The organism is Kocuria nitroreducens (genome assembly GCF_042879195.1).
In the GTDB taxonomy this organism is placed as follows: domain Bacteria; phylum Actinomycetota; class Actinomycetes; order Actinomycetales; family Micrococcaceae; genus Kocuria; species Kocuria nitroreducens.
Genome location: NZ_JBHZTC010000001.1, coordinates 176542 through 193568 on the forward strand (window position 1 = coordinate 176542; position 17027 = coordinate 193568).

A 17027-nucleotide genomic window follows, 5' to 3' on the forward strand; every position below is an offset into this window, starting at 1 on the left:
CGTGTCCTCCCCCGTCCCCGGCAGCCTCAGCAGGTCGTTGCGGCTGCCGCTGTTCGTGCTCCTGCTCGTCGGTGCCGTGCTCGCGGCGGGGATCCTCGTGGCCGTCGAGCTGCGCGCGGGCCGGCCCTCGGCCGGGGAGCCCCGGTGCGTGGTCTCGAGCACGGACGGGGACGGGGAGCCGCAGCGGCACACCCTCTCCGCGGAGCAGTCGGCCAACGCCGCCCTGATCACCGCGGAGTCCGTGGCGCGCGGCACCGACCCGTACGCGGCGGTCGTGGCCCTGGCCACCGCGATGCAGGAGTCACAGCTGGTCAACATCGACTACGGGGACCGGGACTCCGTGGGGCTGTTCCAGCAGCGCCCCTCCCAGGGCTGGGGAACGGTCGAGCAGATCATGGACCCGGCCTACGCCACCGCCGCCTTCTACGACGGTCTCGCCGAGCTCGACTACGAGACGATGTCCGTCACCGACGCCGCGCAGGCGGTCCAGCGCTCCGCGCACCCGGAGGCATACGCCCGGCACGAGGGCGTCGCCCGGGCCCTCGCCGGCAGCCTGACCGGCGCCACCGAGGCCTCGCTCAACTGCGTGCTCGACGAGCCCGAGCGCTCCGGGGACCCCGGCCGGGCGGCCGGAGCCCTCGGCGCCGCGTTCGGGCCGGCGCTCCCGGCCCCGCGCACGGACGGGGACCGGGTGGTCATGCCCACGCCCGGGGAGCCCGCGGGCTGGGCGGCGGCGCACTGGGCGGTCGCGCAGGCGGACGCGCTGGGCGTCGCCGAGGTGTCCTTCGACGGACGCACCTGGGTCCGGGCGGACCAGCGCACCACCCGTTTCGCGCCGGCCCCGGGCTGGGTGGACACCGCCGAGGCGCACCCGGAGGGCGCTCCCCCGCCCGACGACGTCGTCGTCGTCCTCGCGAGCCGCTGACGAGCCCGCCGCGGCCCGGCCGATACGCTGGGACCATGAAGATTCTCGTGACCGGGGGAACCGGCTACATCGGCTCGCACACCGTCCTCGCCCTGCTGGGGGCCGGACACGACGTCGTCGTGATGGACAACCTCGCGAACTCCTCGCGGACCTCGCTGGAGCGCGTCGAGGAGCTTGCGGGACGGCCCGTGGAGGCGTTCGCCGAGGTCGACCTCCTCGACCCCCAGGGACTCGACGCCGTGTTCGCGGAGCACCGCCCGGAGGCCGTGATCCACTTCGCCGGGCTCAAGGCCGTCGGCGAGTCGGCCGAGAAGCCCCTCTGGTACTACCGCACCAACGTGGCCGGCACCCTCAACCTGTTGGACGCCATGGAGGCCCACGGCTGCCGGTCCCTCGTGTTCTCCTCCTCGGCCACGGTCTACGGCGCCCCCGAGGAGATGCCGCTGACCGAGAAGCAGGCCATGGACGCGCAGAACCCGTACGGGCGGACCAAGGAGCACATCGAGGACATGCTCGTGGACCTCGCCGCCTCGGACCCGTCCTGGAACGTGGCCCTGCTGCGCTACTTCAACCCGGTGGGCGCCCACGAGTCCGGCCGGATCGGCGAGGACCCCTCGGGCGTGCCGAACAACCTCCTGCCGTTCATCGCCCAGGTGGCCGTGGGCCGGCGGGAGAAGCTGAAGGTCTACGGCGCCGACTACCCGACGGCCGACGGGACGGGCGTGCGCGACTACATCCACGTGGTGGATCTCGCCGACGGGCACCTCAGGGCGCTGGACCACATCGCCGAGCACGGCGGGGTGCGCACGTGGAACCTGGGCACCGGCAAGGGCTACTCGGTGCTCGAGGTCCACGCCGCCTTCGAGCGGGCCTCCGGGCGCAGCATCCCCTACGAGGTCGTGGACCGCCGGCCCGGCGACGCCGCGGTGTCCTACGCCGATCCGTCCACGGCCCTGGCCGAACTGGGCTGGTCCGCCGACCGGGACCTCGACACGATGTGCCGGGACCACTGGACCTGGCAGCGGAGCAACCCCGAGGGCTACGCCGCGGGCGCCTGAGCACCGGGTGCAGGTCCGGCCCCGGGGCTCACCAGCCCCGGGGCCGGACCACGTTGGGCGGAGCGTCGGCGAACAGGGCGGCCACCCGCCGCTCGTCGTGACCGGCGATGCCCGTGCCCACCCGGGTGAGCCAGAACGTCAGCTCGGGGTGCTCCCAGGCGAAGGCCACGAACGCCGCCGCCTCCCGCTCGAGCTCCGGGAGCCCGCTCATGCTGTCGATCGCGTACGAGCGACCCTGCAGACCGTGCCCCTGGCCCGGGACGGCGCTGAAGCGCTCGACTGCCGTGCGCGCCGCACCCGCGAGATGGGCGCCGCGGGCGTTGGAGCCGAAGACGAAGACGTCGCCCGGGCCGAGCTCGGTGATCCGGTCCGGGGTGTGCCGCTGCTCGTCCATGGCACCACGCTACCGGGGCGGGCGCCGGGGCGGAACGACGGACGCCGGGCCCGTGCCCCGGAGGGAACGGGCCCGGCGGTGGCCGGTACCGGGAGCGGGACTGCTCAGCGCTGCGGGTAGTGCCGCTCGCCCTCGCCCACGTAGAGCTGGCGCGGGCGGCCGATCTTGGTCTCCGGGTCCTCGATCATCTCGCGCCACTGGGCGATCCAGCCGGGGAGCCGGCCGATCGCGAAGAGGACGGTGAACATCTTCTCCGGGAAGCCCATCGCCTTGTAGATGAGGCCCGTGTAGAAGTCGACGTTCGGGTAGAGCTTGCGCTCCACGAAGTAGTCGTCGGCGAGGGCCTTCTCCTCGAGCCGCATGGCGATCTCGAGCTGCTGGTCGTTGCCGCCCAGCTTCTCGAGGATCTCGTGGGCGTAGTCCTTGACGATGCGGGCCCGGGGGTCGTAGTTCTTGTAGACCCGGTGGCCGAAGCCCATGAGCCGGGCGCCGGACTCCTTGTTCTTGACCTGCTCCATGAAGTCCTCGGGCTTGACGCCCTCCAGCTGGATCCGGTTGAGCATCCCGAGCACGGCCTCGTTGGCGCCGCCGTGCAGCGGGCCGTAGAGGGCGTTGATGCCCGCCGATACCGAGGCGAACATGTTCGCGTGGGAGGAGCCCACGAGCCGGACGGTGGACGTGGAGCAGTTCTGCTCGTGGTCCGCGTGCAGCATCAGCAGCACGTCCAGGGCCTTGCCCATCGCCGGGTCGATCTCGTAGTCCTCGGCGGGCACGCCGAAGCACATGCGGAGGAAGCTCTCCGTGTAGTTGAGGTCGTTCTGCGGGTAGAGCATCGGCTCGCCCTTGGACTTTTTGTACGCGTAGGCGGCCAGCGTGGGCACCTTCGCGAGCAGCCGGATGGTGGAGATCTCCACCTGCTCCTGGTCGAACGGGTCGAGGGAGTCCCCGTAGAACGTGGACAGCGCCGAGACGGCCGAGGACAGCACGGGCATGGGGTGCGCGTTGCGCGGGAAGCCGTTGAAGAAGCTCTTGAGGTCCTCGTGGACCATGGTGTGCCGGCGGATCCGGTTGTCGAAGTCCTCGAGCTCGCTCGGCGTGGGCAGCTCGCCGTAGATGAGCAGGTAGGCGGTCTCGATGAAGCTGGAGTGCTGGGCGAGCTCCTCGATCGGATAACCCCGGTAGCGGAGGATGCCGTTGTTGCCGTCGATGTAGGTGATGGCGGAGCGGGCGTTCGCCGTGTTCATGAACCCGGGGTCGAAGGCGACGTTGCCGGTCTCCTTGAGCATGTTCGTGATGGCGTACCCGCGGTTGCCCTCGGTGGCGTCCTGGATGGGCAGCTCGAGAGGGCTGCCGTTCCCGTAGTCGAGCCGGGCCGTCCCGGTCTTCTGTGCAGACTCAGTCATGTTCGTCCTCCGCGAGTGGATGTCGGTGTCCGGTGCCCGTGGTCGCCGTGCCGGGCGCCGCCGTCGGCGCAGCACGTCCCGGTCCCGGGACACAGCGATCGTCAGGTCCCAACCTACCCGCTCCGTCCGCGCAGGGACCAATCCCGGCGCCGCGGCGGAGCGTGTCAGGCGCGGCCGAGCCGCTCCACCGCGGCGTCGATCCGCTCGTCGGTGGCGGTGAGGGCGAGGCGGACGAACCCTTCGCCGGCCGTGCCGTAGAACACCCCGGGGCCCACCACGACGCCCCGCTCGGCGAAGCGCTGCACCGTGGTCCACGTGTCCTCCCCGGCCGTGCACCACAGGTACAGCCCGGCCTCGGAGTGCTCGACCCGCAGGCCGAACTCCTCGGCGGCGGGGACGAGGCGTTCGCGGCGGGACCGGTAGAGCGCCTTCTGGGCGGTGACGTGGGCGTCCTCCCCCAGGGCGACCCGCATGGCCTCCTGGATCGGTGCGGGCACGATCATCCCGGCGTGCTTGCGGGAGTTGACCAGGCTCGCCATCAGCCGGGCGTCCCCCGCGAGGAACGCGGCCCGGTAGCCGGCGGCGTTCGACTGCTTCGACATCGAGTACGCGGCGAGCAGCAGGGAGTCGTCCCCTCCGCTGACCCGGGGGTCGAGCACCGACGGCACCGGGGTGCCTCCCTGTTGGACGTCCCAGGCGCCCCAGCCGAGCTCGGCGTAGCACTCGTCGGAGGCGACCACGGCCCCGAGGGCGCGGGCCTGGTCGACCACGCTCCGCAGCGACGCCGCGTCCCGGACGATGCCGGTGGGGTTGGCGGGCGAGTTCAGCCACACCATGCGCACCCGGGAGCGCACGTCCTCGTCGAGCTCGTCGAGGTCGTCCGCGGCCACGGGCTCGGCGCCCGCCAGCTGGGCCCCGATGTCGTAGGTGGGGTAGGCCACCGTGGGGCGCACGAGGACGTCACCGGGGCGCAGACCGAGGAGCAGCGGCAACCAGGCGACCAGCTCCTTGGAGCCGACCGTGGGCATCACCGCGGCGGGGTCCAGACCGGGCACGCCGCGGCGCCGCGCGTACCACGCGACGACGGCCTCGCGCAGTGCAGGGGTGCCGTGGGTGGTCGGATAGCCGTGGGCGTCGGCGGCGGCGGCCAGCGCGTCCTGGACGACCAGCGGGGTGGGGTCCACGGGTGTGCCGATGGACAGGTCCACGACCCCGCCGGGGTGCTCCGCGGCGACGGCGCGGTACGGCGCCATCGTGTCCCACGGATAGTCGGGCAGGGCGAGGCCGAAGGACCTGTCCCCCTGCGTCACAGGGCGACGTCCTGGTTCTGCGGCGGCAGCTCGGCGATCATGGGGTGGTCGGTGTGCGTGTTGCCGAGCTTCGCGGCGCCGCCGGGCGAGCCGAGGTCGTCGAAGAACTCGACGTTCGCCTTGTAGTAGTCGGCCCACTCGTCGGGGGTGTCGTCCTCGTAGTAGATGGCCTCGACGGGGCACACCGGCTCGCACGCACCGCAGTCCACGCACTCGTCGGGGTGGATGTACAGCGAGCGCTCCCCCTCGTAGATGCAGTCGACGGGGCACTCCTCGACGCAGGCCTTGTCCTTCACGTCGACACAGGGCTGGGCGATGACGTAGGTCACGGGGGTTCGAACCTTTCTCCGGGGTTGCTCCGACCAGTCTAGCCACGGCGCCCTGGCTAGGATGACAGCCATGGAGCATCCGACATCCGGCTCAACATCGCCGTCCGGAACGTCATCTGCGGCGCTGGGTCTGCTCACCGGCCTGCCTGCTGGTACGCGCGTGAGCGTGCGCTACGCCCTGCCCGCCGACGACGCCTCCGGGATGCCGCTCACCGATGCCCTGGGGGAGCTGCTGGCCGCGGACGAGGAGGCCGTCACGGTGCGGACCCGCCGCGGGGACGTGCTGATCGGCGCCGACGGCATCCGGGCCGCACGGGTCGTCCCGCCCGTGCCGCCTCGGCGCCGCCCGCGACAGGACTGAGCGCCTCCGGCCCGCGGGGCGGGGAGCTCAGACGGTGCCGGTCCGCCGCCGCCGGGCGCGCAGCCAGCCGGCCGTGACGAGCACGGACAGGAGGGTCACCGTGAAGACCAGCCCGAACCAGGCGAGGCCCAGGATCCCCACGGGCGTGCCCGGGTTCGTCACGACGATCACGGAGCCGTCCCCGCCGTAGGCGAAGAGCCAGGAGACGAGGTAGCCGATCAGTCCCGGCACGGCGGCGGCCCACACGCGGCGCGTCGCCGTGCCGACCCACAGGGACACACTGAGCAGCAGGGCGGTCGCGAAGAGCAGTCCCCAGGGAAACCACCACCCGGCGGCGGAGTACCAGACCGCGCCGTGCAGGACGGTGGCCACGGACGCCGCCACGGCGCCGGCCGCGACGGATGTCACGAGGGTCGAGAGCACGGAGGCCCGGGCGGGCCGGGGCACCTGCTCCTCGACGACCGCGTCGGGGTCCCCGGCGAGCAGACGGTAGGTCTCGAGGGCGCTGAAACGCTGCCATACCCCGTTGGAGAGGGCGAAGCTCGAGCCGTCCTCGGCCAGCACCAGCTGGGTCGCGTGGGCGGCCATGGCGGCCCGCTTGCGCCCGGCGGCGCCGTGCACCGCAGCCTGCGGCCGCCGGTCCCCGGGCCGCGCCTCGCCCTCGACGGCCCACACGAGGGGGGTGCGCCAGGAGTCGACGAGCGCTCCGTCGGCGTCCGCGCCCGGGCGGGCGGCGAGCTCGGCGCCGCGCACCGCGACGGCTGAGGTGCGGACGTGGTCGGGGTGGCCGTAGCCGCCGTCGTCGTCGTAGGTGACGAGAACGTGCGGGCGCACGGCCCGGACCGCGGCGGCGACATGGGCGGCGGCCTCGTCGGCCGTGGCCGCGGTGAGGCTGTGCGGCGAGGAGTCCGCCGCCGGGGCGGCCCGCCCGTCGGCGCCCCAGGACATGCCGGAGTCGTGGTAGTGGCGCGTGCCGCCGGCGAAGCCCACGGCGGGATCGAGGGCGGGGGGCTCCCCCGCGAAGAAGTGCTCGGCCACGCCCAGCCGGGCCGCGGCGTCGTCGAGCTCGCCGACCCGGTGGCGGCCCAGGGCCGTGCCGTCGTCGGAGCACTCCGGGCGGCCGACCTCGAGCGCGTGCAGCGGCTCGGGGATGACCTCGCCGCGCTCGCCGCGGGTCATGGTGAGCAGCACGACCTGCGCACCGAGCTCTGCGTACCGGCCCATGGTCGCGCCGGTGGCGATGGACTCGTCGTCGGGGTGGGCGTGCACGAACAGGAGCCGGGCGTCCTCCGGGCGCAGGCCCGGAGGCAGCAGCTCGGGCAGGGCGTCCTCGCGCACGAGGACGCCCTGCTCGGGGTAGTACGGAACGGGCTGCTGGGTCACGGCCGGTCCGGCTGCGCGGTGATGCTGCGTTCCGGGGTCAGGCGCGGGCCCGGGCCCGGTGCGCCTTCATCCGCTCGTTGGCGTCGAGGATCACCTTGCGGATGCGGATGGCGTCCGGGGTGACCTCCACGCACTCGTCCTCGCGGGCGAACTCGAGGGACTCCTCGAGGGTCAGCTTGCGCGGGGGCGTGAGGTTCTCGAAGGTGTCGGAGGAGGCCGCACGCATGTTGGTGAGCTTCTTCTCCTTCGTGATGTTCACGTCCATGTCGTCGGCGCGGGAGTTCTCGCCCACGATCATGCCCTGGTAGACCTCCGAGGTGGGCTCCACGAAGAACGACCCGCGCTCCTGCAGGTTGATCATCGCGAACGGGGTGACCACGCCGGCGCGGTCGGCGATCATCGAACCGTTGGTGCGGTACTCGATGTCTCCGGCCCACGGCTCGTAGCCGTCGGCGTAGGAGGACGCGATGCCGGCGCCGCGGGTCTCGGTGAGGAACCTGGTGCGGAAGCCGATCAGCCCGCGGGCGGGGACCTTGAACTCCATCCGCACCCAGCCGGTGCCGTGGTTGGCCATGGCCTCCATGCGGCCCTTGCGCCCGGCCATCAGCTGGGTCACGGCGCCGAGGAACTCGTCGGGCACGTCGATGGTCATGTGCTCGTAGGGCTCGTGCACCTTGCCGTCGACGGTCCTCGTCACGACCTGGGGCTTGCCCGCGGTCAGTTCGAAGCCCTCGCGGCGCATCTGCTCCACCAGGATCGCGAGGGCCAGCTCGCCGCGGCCCTGGACCTCCCAGGCGTCCGGACGCTGGGTGGGGAGCACCTTGAGCGAGACGTTGCCGACGAGCTCCTTGTCGAGGCGGTCCTTGACCTGTCGGGCCGTGACCTTCGTGCCCTTGGCGCGGCCGGCCAGCGGGGAGGTGTTGATGCCGATGGTCATGGAGATCGCGGGGTCGTCCACCGTGATCAGGGGCAGGGGCTGCGGGTTCTCCGGGTCGGTGAGGGTCTCGCCGATGGTGATGTCCTCGATCCCGGCCACGGCCACGATCTCACCGGGGCCGGCGGACTCGGCCGGGACGCGGTCCAGGCCCTTGGTGGCCAGCAGCTCGGAGATCCGCACGTTCTTGAGCTCGCCGTTCGCGCGGGCCCAGGCCACGGTCTGGCCCTTCTTGAGGGTGCCGTTGAAGATGCGCAGCAGGGCGAGACGACCCAGGAACGGGGAGGCGTCCAGGTTGGTCACGTGCGCCTGCAGCACGCCCTCGGGGTCGTAGGAGGGCGCGGGGACGTGCTTGATGATCGTGGCGAACAGCGGCTCGAGGTCCTCGTTGTCCGGGAGGCCGCCGTTCTCGGGCTGCGCCAGGGAGGCCCGGCCGTCACGGCCCGCGGCGTAGACCACCGGCACGTCCAGGACGGCGTCCAGGTCGAGGTCCGGCTCGTCCTCGGAGATGTCCGAGGCCAGGCCCAGCAGCAGGTCCATGGACTCGTGCACGACCTCCTCGATCCGGGCGTCCGGGCGGTCGACCTTGTTGACCACGAGAATCACGGGGAGCTTGGCCTCGAGGGCCTTGCGCAGCACGAAGCGGGTCTGCGGCAGCGGGCCCTCGGAGGCGTCCACGAGCAGCACGACGCCGTCGACCATGGACAGGCCGCGCTCGACCTCACCGCCGAAGTCGGCGTGGCCGGGGGTGTCGATGACGTTGATGGTGATGGTCTCCCCCTCGGCGGAGGGACCGTCGTAGAACACCGTGGTGTTCTTGGCGAGGATCGTGATCCCCTTCTCGCGCTCCAGGTCACCGGAGTCCATCACGCGCTCCTCGACCTCACCGTGGGAGGAGAACGCGTGCGTCTGCTGGAGCATCGCGTCCACGATGGTGGTCTTGCCGTGGTCGACGTGGGCCACGATGGCCACGTTGCGGAGGTCGGCGCGCTGGGCGGTGGTGGAGGTGACAGGCATACGCGTGGGTCTCTCTTCGGGTGGAGATGCGGGGGGAGGTGCAGCCCTCCCGATGGGTGCGGCCGGGGCGCCGCCGCGCACCCGGAGGGACCCGGGCGGGAGCGCCCGCTCAGCGGGCCGTAGACCATTCTACCCCGCGGGGCCGCTCGGGCGGCACCCCGGGCGCCTGTGACCCCGCCGACTCCCCCGTCTCCCGCCCCGCGCCGCGTCCCGCGTCCCGGCGCGGATCCCCGATCGAGCAGGGCGAGCTGCCGGCGCAGGGGGTCTCGGCGGCCGGGGAAGGGACTGCTCCCCTCAGGCCCGGGGCGCCGGCGCCCCCAGCCGGACGCTGCGCACGGAGCGTGCTGTCACCAGCCGGGGAGCACCGGCAGCGGGCCGTGGGCGTCGACGCGCCCGCCGTCGCCGCGGGCCAGCCACGCGAGCAGGCCCTTCCGGTCGGACTCGACGCGCAGGGCGCCGTCGCCGATCACCCACTCGTCGCGCTCCTGCGTCACCAGCGTCATGCCGGGGGCGTCCTTGGCGCGCATGGTGCGCACGGCGGCCTCGAGGGCGTCGACCAGCGAGTCGGGCTCGGCCCGCTCGAGGGTCCAGTCCGTGTCGAGGTCGTGGTGGTGGACGACGATCTCCGAGTTGCGCAGCGCCACGACGGCCGGGGCGGGGATCCGCTTGCCGTGCATGTGCACCTCCTCGACGGCGAGCTCGCCGCCCAGCCGACGGGACTGCTCGGCGAAGTAGGCCGCGCTCTCGCGCGCCCTGCGCACCAGCTCCTCGCGGGGCAGGGCGGCGTACTCGTCGATCTCCCGGTTGCGGGCCTCGGGGGACGCGTAGGGGCGTTGCTCCTCGCCCGTGACGGCCCAGTCGACGAGCCTGACGAGGGCCCGGCCGTTGGAGGCGAGGTGGGCGACGACGTGGGCGCGGGTCCAGCCCCCGCACAGCGAGGGCGCGGCCAGCTCCTCGTCGGAGAGGGACTCGACGGTGGCGAGGAAGCTGTCGGTCTCGCGCTCGAGCCGGGACAGGTCCGAGGACAGGCGGGTGGGTTCACTCATGCGCCCACCCTATCCAGCACCCTGTGACCCGGGCCACCGCCGGGTGCCGGAAAGCCGTCCGCGGCCGGAGGCGCCGCCCCACAGGTGCCCGCGGGGCGGCGCCTCCGGCCGCGCTCGGCTCAGAGGACCGGCAGCCGCGCGAACGCGCGCTCGGCGGCCCGGCGGCGGGTGGCCGAGAACTCCTCGAAGGGCTCCAGCACGAGACCCGGGGACGAGGCCCGCCGGCTGCGCCCCCAGGTCCCCACGATCCGCCCGCCGGCCACGACGGTGGGCTTGAAGACGCCGTTCGCGCCGGGGACGATGCGCGCCGCGTGCTGGCCGGCCAGGACGTGCGAGCGGTCCCCGTAGCCCAGGACGTACTCGTCGAACGGCGGCAGCAGGTGCACCCCGGCAGCCCGGCGGCCGGGGTGCACCGCGTCCTCGAGGACCTCCGGGGCGCACCACAGCTCCTGCCCGCCGCGGTCTCGCACGGCCACGACGTCGTCGAGAAGGCCCACCGCGGCGCGCACCGTGGAGCGCGGCAGCGCCGCCCAGCGGGCGGCGTCCGCGACGGAGGCGGGGCCGTGGCTGCGCAGGTACCGGCGCACCCAGCGCACGACGACGGGCGGCACGCCGGCATCCGCCGCGGGGTGACCGGGCTCGTCCTCCGCGTCCGGGATCCAGTCCGCGACGGGGACCACGAGCTGGTCCCGTGCGTCCCCGGCCAGGGGTCCCATGCACAGGCTCGCGTCCAGGTGCAGGGCGAGCATGAGGTGGTAGGCCCGGCCGGGGGCGCCCAGCAACCCGACCTCGTCCCACGCGGCGTGCAGCCGTTCACGGGGCTGCGGGCCGTGGCGCAGCGCCGTCAGCGCTGTCTCCCGGGCGGCGTGCAGGCGCTCGTCGATGCCCAGCTCGCGCCGCCGGCCGGCCGTCGAGGAGACGGTTCGGGGCCCGAGCACGGCCAGCCAGGCCCGCAGCTCCTCGGCGGGCACCAGGTGCAGGGTCCCGCGCATGGGCCAGGTGCGCACGATCCGGCTCGCGTCGAAGGCCTCCCGCAGCCCGGCGGTCCCGGCGCCCCGGCGCAGCCCGACCGACACGAGGGCGCCGGGCAGGTCCTGCGCCTGGACCGCGCCCAGGGAGCGCACGATGTCCTCCGGGGCCGCGTCCGGCGGCCGCGCCAGCCCCTGGGCGGCCAGTCGCGCCAGACCGATCTCCCGGTCGCCGAGGACGGGCTCGGCGCTCACGACAGGGCCCGTCCCCGCTGCTCGGGCAGGGCGAACGCGGAGAGCGTGGCCACGAGGAAGGCGGCGCCGAAGACGGTGAAGACCGTGACGACGTCGTAGCGCTCCCCGCCGAGCGCGAGCAGCACCGGGACGGTCAGCGGGGCCAGGATCGAGGCGACCCGGCCGAACGCCGCGGCCGCCCCGGTGCCCGTTCCGCGCAGCGCGGTGGGGTAGAGCTCGGGGCCGATCGCGTACAGCGCGCCCCACGCGCCGAGGTTGAAGAAGGACAGCGCCATGCCGGAGCCGATCACCTGCCACGGGAGCACGATGCTGCCCATCGACACGATGCCGAAGAGCAGGGCGCTCGCCGCGGAGCCCCCGAGGAACACGGCCAGCGTGATCCGGCGGCCCCAGACCTCGATGAGCCAGGCCGCCGCGGCGTAGCCGGGCAGCTGGGCGAGCGTGATGACCAGGACGTAGCCGAAGGAGGTCGTCAGCGTGAGGCCCTGCTGGAGCAGGAGCGTGGGCAGCCAGGTGAACGCCCCGTAGTAGGCGAAGTTGATGCAGAACCAGACGGTCCACAGGGCCGCCGTGCGCCGCCGCAGGGACGGGGCCCAGATCCGGGTCGCCGTCTCCGCCGGGCGCGGGCCGGCCTCCTCGGCGGTCCGGGCCTGCGCGGCGGTCACGGCCCGGGAGCGGCCCAGGGGCCTGGCCCGCTCGAACCTGCGCACCGCGGCCTCGGCCTCGTCCGTGCGGTCCCGGTGCTCCAGGAAGCGCACGGACTCCGGCAGGGCCCGGCGCACGACCACGGCGTAGAGAGCCGGCACGAGGCCCACCACGAGCGCCCAGCGCCAGCCGTCCGGGGAGGAGGGCACCACGAAGTAGCCCACGAGGGCGGCGAGGATCCAGCCGACGGCCCAGAAGGACTCGAGGACCACCACCACGCGGCCGCGGATCCGCCGGGGGGCGTACTCGGAGACGAGGGTGGAGGCCACGGGCAGCTCGGCGCCGAGGCCGAGGCCGACCACGAAGCGCAGGATCACGAGCGCGGCGAGGGAGCCGACGAGCGCGGACGCCCCCGTGGCCGTGCCGTACACGAGCAGGGTCAGGGCGAAGACCTGGCGCCGGCCGAGCCGGTCGGCCAGGAGCCCGCCGAGGCTGGCGCCCACAGCCATGCCCACGAAGCCGATCGAGGCGAGCAGGGACAGCTCCCCGGAGCCCAGACCCCACTCCTGCGCGAGGGCGGCCATCACGAACGAGATCAGGCCCACGTCCATGGCGTCCAGGGCCCAGCCGACGCCGGAGCCGACCAGCAGCTTCCGGTGCTCGGTGGTGAACGGCAGCCGGTCCAGCCGCTGGGACCGCGTCAGCGCGGACGTGGCGCCGGCGGGCCCCTGGCTCTCGTGCATGCTCCGGTCCTTCCCTCGCTGCGCAGTGCTGCGACCACTGTAGGCGGTGCGGACCGCCGGGCACGCTCGGCCGGTCCGGGAGCAGGACCCGGACCCGCTCTAGACTGGGAGGGTCCCACCACCGGCCGGCGAGGGAGGTGCCTGTGTCTACGGTCGCCGTGTATCTCGTCGTCGCCTTCGGGGCCGGTGCCCTGGCCGTCCTCGCACGCCTGCCGCCCCTGATCGGATTCCTCGCGGCCGGCTTCGTGCTCAACGGTCTGGGCGTGGAGCGGCTCCCCGTGCTCGACCAGCTGGCCGACGTCGGCGTGACCCTGATGCTGTTCGGCATCGGCCTCAAGCTCGACGCCCGGTCCCTGCTGCGCAAGGAGATCTGGGGGACGGCCGGGATCCACATGGTCCTGAGCACGGCGCTCGGGGCGGGATTCCTGGGCCTGCTCATGCTCGTGGGGCTGCAGCTGCCGGGAGAGAACCTCCGTTCGCTGCTCCTGGCCGGGTTCGCCCTGTCCTTCTCGAGCACCGTGCTGGTGTTCAAGGTCCTCGAGGAGCGCAGCGAGACCACGTCCCTCTACGGGCGCGTGGCGATCGGCGTCCTCATCATCCAGGACCTCGCCGCGGTCGTCTTCATCACCGTCACGAGCGAGACCCCGCCGAGCCCGTGGGCCCTGGGGCTGGTCCTGCTGCTGCCGGCGGCGTGGCTGTTCCGCCGGGTCTGGGACCGGATCGGCCACGGCGAGCTGCAGGCCCTGTTCGGCGTGCTCATGGCCCTGGTCCCCGGCTACATCGCCTTCTCCGCGGTGGGTCTGAAGGGGGACCTCGGCGCGCTCCTGGTGGGCATGCTCCTGGCCTCGCACGCGAACGCGGGCGAGCTCTCCCGGACCCTGTTCACGCTCAAGGACCTCCTGCTGGTCGCCTTCTTCGTCTCGATCGGCTTCCACGGGATGCCGACCCTCGAGATGGTCACCATGGGCGTGCTGCTGCTGGCCCTCCTGCCGGTGCAGGTGATGATGTTCGTGCTGCTGCTGTGGGTGTTCGGGCTGCGCCGCCGCACGTCCCTGCGCACGGGCCTGGCCCTCGGCAACCACTCCGAGTTCGCCCTGATCGTGGGGGCCATCGGCGTCTCCGCCGGCATGTTCGACGAGGACTGGCTGGTGATGCTCTCCGTGGCGGTCGCCCTGAGCTTCGTGGTCTCGGCCCTGCTCAACCGGCGCGGCTCCTCCCTGACCAGCACCCTCGCCCAGAGGCTGCCGGAGCACCCGGACGACAAGCTGCACCCGGAGGACCGCCCCATCGACATCGGCCACGCCGATGTCCTCGTGCTCGGCATGGGCCGGGTGGGGCAGGCGGCCTACCGGGAGCTCGCCGAGGAGCACGGCTTCTCCGTGGTCGGCATCGAGAACGCCACGGACCGCGTCGACAGGCTGCGGACGCGGGGCTTCGACGTCCAGGAGGCGGACGCGACCGACCAGGAGTTCTGGGAGCGGGTGCTCGCGACCGGCCACGTGCAGGTCGCCGTGCTGGCCATGCCCTTCCACGGCTCCAACCTTGTGGCCCTGCGACAGCTCACCGAGTCCGGGTTCGCCGGGGCCGTGGCCGCCGTGGCGCAGTACGACGACGAGGTGCAGGAGCTGCGCGGGCACGGGGTCCGGACGGTCTTCAACCTCTACAGCGGCGCCGGCATCGCCCTGGCCGCGGAGACCGTCGAGGCCCTCGGCCGCCGAACCGACTGACCCCTGCGGCAGGACGCCCGGTGCGCGCCGGCCGGGCCGCGGTCTCCGCCGCTCCTCCGCCTCCCGGGTGCGGGCCGGCCGAGGGCTGGGTCAGGCGCCCCGCTGGACGGCCTTGCACAGCTGGACCAGCCGGCTGACGTCGCGGTGCGGGGCCCCGGTGGGACGGGCGACCTCGTCCCGAGCCGCCACCGCGCACCGGACGAGCACCCACGCGCGGAGGCGCTCGTCGTCGGCGCCGGCCGCCAGGGCGAGGGCCTCCATCCGGTCCGCCAGGGCCGCCGTCAGCGCCCCGCCGCGCCCTGCCTCGTCCGCGCGGTGCCACAGCGCGGGAACCAGCGCGAACTCGGGGGTGCCGACCACCGCGTCGGCCCCGGCGGCCAGCCACGGGGCGCGCGCCGACGCGCGGACGGCACCATAGTGCAGGTCCTGGTGCACGAGCGCCGCGTCCAGCTCGTCGCGCCGGAGCCGCTCGAGGCCCTTGACGGCCTGGAGCCGGAAGCGGCGCGGGAACCGGGCGTCCAGGTCCACGGCTCCCGCCAGCTCCGTCTGCCACCGGCGGGCGGTCGAGGACAGGCGCGGGAACGGGGGCCGCGGCGGCCGGGCGAGGGACCGGGTCAGCTCGCCCAGCACGCGGCAGGCTTCGAGCACCGGCAGGTCGTGCAGGTCCCGCTCGGCGGTGCGCTCGAGCAGCAGCGCCCGGTCCGCCGGCTCCGCCCGGAGCAGCCGCACGGCCCCGCGGCCGGCCCACACGCGCAGGGCCAGGTGCTCGTGCTCGGCGCCGGGCCGCGGCGGGGAGAGCCGCAGCACGGCCGGCTCCCCGGCGCGGGTGCGCACCGGCAGGACCAGGGCCCCGTCCTCGTCCCGCGCCCGCCCGTCCGGGACCAGCTCCCACGCGGTCGTGTACCGGTCGGCGAGCCCGTCCGGGACACCTGCCGGGGGGCCGTCCGCGTCCGGGGCCTGCCCGGAGGAAGTCGTCATCGGACCATTCTGGCGCACCGCCGGGCGGCCCCCGAGGGCGCCCGTGCGGTTCGCTAGACTGCGAGCGCCCCACCCCGGCCAGGAACGGAGTCCACCCGCCCGTGCACGAGCTGCTCTTCGCCTTCGGCCTGACGCTGTTCGCGGGGCTGGCCACGGGTGTGGGCGCCTTCCTGGCCCTGGTCACCAGGCGCACCGACGCCAAGTTCCTCGCGGTGAGCCTCGGCTTCTCGGCCGGGGTGATGATCTACGTGTCCATGATCGAGATCTTCGTCAAGGCCCAGGTCGCCCTGGTCGCGGAGCTCGGGGGGCGCTCCGGGGCGTGGGCCACGGCGGGCGGGTTCTTCGCGGGGATCGCCCTGATCGCGGTGATCGACCGGCTCGTGCCGTCGCGCGTCAACCCCCACGAGTACCCGCACGACCACGCCGGACGGCAGCGCCGGCTCATGCGGATGGGGACGATGACCGCGGTGGCGATCGCGATCCACAACTTCCCCGAGGGCTTCGCGACCTTCGTGGCGGCCATGCAGGAGCCCTCCGTGGCGATCCCGGTGGTCGTGGCGATCGCGCTGCACAACATCCCCGAGGGCATCTCCGTGGCGGTGCCGATCCACCACGCCACGGGCAGCCGCCGGAGGGCCTTCCGCTGGGCGTTCCTCTCGGGCCTGGCGGAGCCCGTCGGCGGGGTGCTCGGGTACCTCGTCCTGTTCCCGTTCCTCGACGACGTCCTCTTCGGCGTCGTGTTCGCGGGCGTGGCCGGGATCATGGTCTTCATCTCGCTGGACAAGCTCCTGCCGACGGCCCAGGAGTACGGCGAGCACCATCTCTCGGTCTACGGGCTGGTGGCCGGGATGGCGGTCATGGCGGTCAGTCTGCTCCTGTTCGTCTGAGGTGCCCGCGGCACCCGGGACCGGGTCACGGGAGCGTGCGGGCTGCGGGGAGACCCGCCGCCCGGCCGGCCTCGGCGAACGCGGCGGCGAGGCTCGCCCGGGACGCGTGGGCGTTGAGCCCGCTCGGGCTCGGCAGCGCCCACAGCTGCGCCCCGGCCAGTTCCCGGCCCTGGCGCCCGAGCACGGCCCTCGGATCCGCGAAGGCGTGCCGGTAGGCGGTGACACCGGCGACCGCGACGACGGCGGGGCGCAGCTCGGCGACGAGCTCGGCCAGCCGCTCGCGGCCGGCCGCGAACTCGGCGGGGTCCAGCTCGTCGGCCCGGGCGGTGGCCCGGCGCACCAGGTTCGTGATGCCGAGGCCCCGGCCCAGGACGTGCTCCCGGTCCTCCGCGCTCATCCCGGCCGAGCAATCCACGAGCCGGCCGGTGAGCCCGGCGTCGTGCAGGGCCGGCCAGAACCGGTTGCCGGGCCGGGCGAAGTGCGCCTGCGTGGCCGCGGCCCACAGGCTCGGGTTGATGCCGCAGACCAGCAGCCGCAGGTCCGGGCCGAGCAGATCGGGCAGGGTCGTGTTCCGGGCGGCCTCGAGGTCCGCCCGGCTCGGCCGGGCTCCGCCGGCCGCGTGCGGGGATGCCATGGTCACATGCTAGGCCGCACCCCGTCCGGC

16 protein-coding genes are annotated in these 17027 nt (G+C 73.9%); 5 read left to right on the forward strand and 11 right to left on the reverse strand.

The annotated features are described in order from the left end of the window. Window position 1 precedes the first annotated feature (1 nt). Entirely contained in the window at window positions 2–925 is a 924-nt protein-coding gene (locus ACFYE1_RS00810) for a hypothetical protein (RefSeq protein ID WP_387738925.1), read from the forward strand. A 35-nt stretch (window positions 926–960) separates the two neighbouring features. Continuing rightward, window positions 961–1983, forward strand: a complete 1023-nt coding sequence (gene galE / locus ACFYE1_RS00815; RefSeq protein ID WP_387738927.1) for a UDP-glucose 4-epimerase GalE — start codon at window positions 961–963, stop codon at window positions 1981–1983. A gap of 28 nt (window positions 1984–2011) precedes the next feature. Here the strand turns inward: galE and ACFYE1_RS00820 are convergent, their stop codons facing one another. The 4 genes from ACFYE1_RS00820 to fdxA all read right to left on the reverse strand — a co-directional run bounded on the left by ACFYE1_RS00820 (window position 2012) and on the right by fdxA (window position 5419). Next, window positions 2012–2377 carry an A1S_2505 family phage non-structural protein gene (locus tag ACFYE1_RS00820; RefSeq protein ID WP_387738929.1) on the reverse strand — a complete coding sequence of 122 codons (366 nt, stop codon included), beginning with the start codon at window positions 2375–2377 and terminating at the stop codon, window positions 2012–2014. Window positions 2378–2481: 104 nt separating this feature from the next. Continuing rightward, window positions 2482–3780, reverse strand: a complete 1299-nt coding sequence (locus ACFYE1_RS00825; protein ID WP_387738931.1) for a citrate synthase — start codon at window positions 3778–3780, stop codon at window positions 2482–2484. 164 nt (window positions 3781–3944) lie between these two features. After that, window positions 3945–5090 (reverse strand): succinyldiaminopimelate transaminase, encoded by a 1146-nt coding sequence (dapC, locus tag ACFYE1_RS00830; protein ID WP_387738933.1) that lies wholly within the window; start codon window positions 5088–5090, stop codon window positions 3945–3947. Beyond that, complete coding sequence (fdxA, locus tag ACFYE1_RS00835; RefSeq protein WP_387738935.1) at window positions 5087–5419, reverse strand: ferredoxin; 333 nt, start codon at window positions 5417–5419, stop codon at window positions 5087–5089. The genes dapC and fdxA overlap by 4 nt, the downstream gene beginning before the upstream one ends. Window positions 5420–5489: 70 nt before the next feature. On the opposite strand from fdxA, the gene ACFYE1_RS00840 reads away from it, so the two are divergent. Further along, the gene (locus tag ACFYE1_RS00840; RefSeq protein ID WP_387738937.1) at window positions 5490–5780 is read left to right on the forward strand and encodes a putative acetyltransferase; all 291 of its coding nucleotides are present in this window, start codon (window positions 5490–5492) and stop codon (window positions 5778–5780) included. Window positions 5781–5807: 27 nt separating this feature from the next. On the opposite strand, the gene ACFYE1_RS00845 is transcribed toward ACFYE1_RS00840, so the two are convergent. The 5 genes from ACFYE1_RS00845 to ACFYE1_RS00865 form a co-directional block, all read right to left on the reverse strand. Beyond that, window positions 5808–7163, reverse strand: a complete 1356-nt coding sequence (locus ACFYE1_RS00845) for a PIG-L family deacetylase (RefSeq protein WP_387738939.1) — start codon at window positions 7161–7163, stop codon at window positions 5808–5810. Between the two features lie 37 nt (window positions 7164–7200). Next, window positions 7201–9114, reverse strand: coding sequence for a translational GTPase TypA (typA, locus tag ACFYE1_RS00850; RefSeq protein WP_387738941.1), 1914 nt, complete (start codon window positions 9112–9114; stop codon window positions 7201–7203). Window positions 9115–9461: 347 nt separating this feature from the next. Beyond that, window positions 9462–10160 (reverse strand): maleylpyruvate isomerase family mycothiol-dependent enzyme, encoded by a 699-nt coding sequence (locus ACFYE1_RS00855; protein ID WP_387738943.1) that lies wholly within the window; start codon window positions 10158–10160, stop codon window positions 9462–9464. A 119-nt stretch (window positions 10161–10279) separates the two neighbouring features. Beyond that, window positions 10280–11383, reverse strand: coding sequence for a winged helix DNA-binding domain-containing protein (locus tag ACFYE1_RS00860; RefSeq protein ID WP_387738945.1), 1104 nt, complete (start codon window positions 11381–11383; stop codon window positions 10280–10282). Next, window positions 11380–12771: an MFS transporter gene (locus tag ACFYE1_RS00865; protein ID WP_387738947.1), complete on the reverse strand. Its 1392-nt coding sequence runs from the start codon at window positions 12769–12771 to the stop codon at window positions 11380–11382. The genes ACFYE1_RS00860 and ACFYE1_RS00865 overlap by 4 nt, the downstream gene beginning before the upstream one ends. A 143-nt stretch (window positions 12772–12914) precedes the next feature. Between ACFYE1_RS00865 and ACFYE1_RS00870 the strand changes: the two genes are divergently transcribed. Further along, entirely contained in the window at window positions 12915–14498 is a 1584-nt protein-coding gene (locus tag ACFYE1_RS00870) for a cation:proton antiporter domain-containing protein (protein WP_387738949.1), read from the forward strand. Window positions 14499–14588: 90 nt separating this feature from the next. Here ACFYE1_RS00870 and ACFYE1_RS00875 read toward each other — a convergent pair whose 3' ends face one another. Continuing rightward, window positions 14589–15476: an aminoglycoside phosphotransferase family protein gene (locus ACFYE1_RS00875; RefSeq protein ID WP_387738951.1), complete on the reverse strand. Its 888-nt coding sequence runs from the start codon at window positions 15474–15476 to the stop codon at window positions 14589–14591. A 101-nt stretch (window positions 15477–15577) separates the two neighbouring features. Here ACFYE1_RS00875 and zupT point away from each other — a divergent pair, with 101 nt between their 5' ends. Further along, entirely contained in the window at window positions 15578–16363 is a 786-nt protein-coding gene (gene zupT / locus ACFYE1_RS00880) for a zinc transporter ZupT (RefSeq protein WP_387738952.1), read from the forward strand. Between the two features lie 25 nt (window positions 16364–16388). Here zupT and ACFYE1_RS00885 read toward each other — a convergent pair whose 3' ends face one another. Continuing rightward, window positions 16389–16997 carry a mismatch-specific DNA-glycosylase gene (locus tag ACFYE1_RS00885; RefSeq protein WP_387738954.1) on the reverse strand — a complete coding sequence of 203 codons (609 nt, stop codon included), beginning with the start codon at window positions 16995–16997 and terminating at the stop codon, window positions 16389–16391. Window positions 16998–17027 lie beyond the last annotated feature (30 nt).

Coding starts and splice junctions, on each gene's coding strand:
- galE (WP_387738927.1), top strand. CDS start 961: ATGAAGATTCTCGTGACCGGGGGAACCGGCTACATCGGCTCGCACACC.
- ACFYE1_RS00820 (WP_387738929.1), bottom strand. CDS start 2,377: ATGGACGAGCAGCGGCACACCCCGGACCGGATCACCGAGCTCGGCCCG.
- ACFYE1_RS00825 (WP_387738931.1), bottom strand. CDS start 3,780: ATGACTGAGTCTGCACAGAAGACCGGGACGGCCCGGCTCGACTACGGG.
- ACFYE1_RS00840 (WP_387738937.1), top strand. CDS start 5,490: ATGGAGCATCCGACATCCGGCTCAACATCGCCGTCCGGAACGTCATCT.
- typA (WP_387738941.1), bottom strand. CDS start 9,114: ATGCCTGTCACCTCCACCACCGCCCAGCGCGCCGACCTCCGCAACGTG.
- ACFYE1_RS00855 (WP_387738943.1), bottom strand. CDS start 10,160: ATGAGTGAACCCACCCGCCTGTCCTCGGACCTGTCCCGGCTCGAGCGC.
- ACFYE1_RS00865 (WP_387738947.1), bottom strand. CDS start 12,771: ATGCACGAGAGCCAGGGGCCCGCCGGCGCCACGTCCGCGCTGACGCGG.
- ACFYE1_RS00875 (WP_387738951.1), bottom strand. CDS start 15,476: ATGACGACTTCCTCCGGGCAGGCCCCGGACGCGGACGGCCCCCCGGCA.
- ACFYE1_RS00885 (WP_387738954.1), bottom strand. CDS start 16,997: ATGGCATCCCCGCACGCGGCCGGCGGAGCCCGGCCGAGCCGGGCGGAC.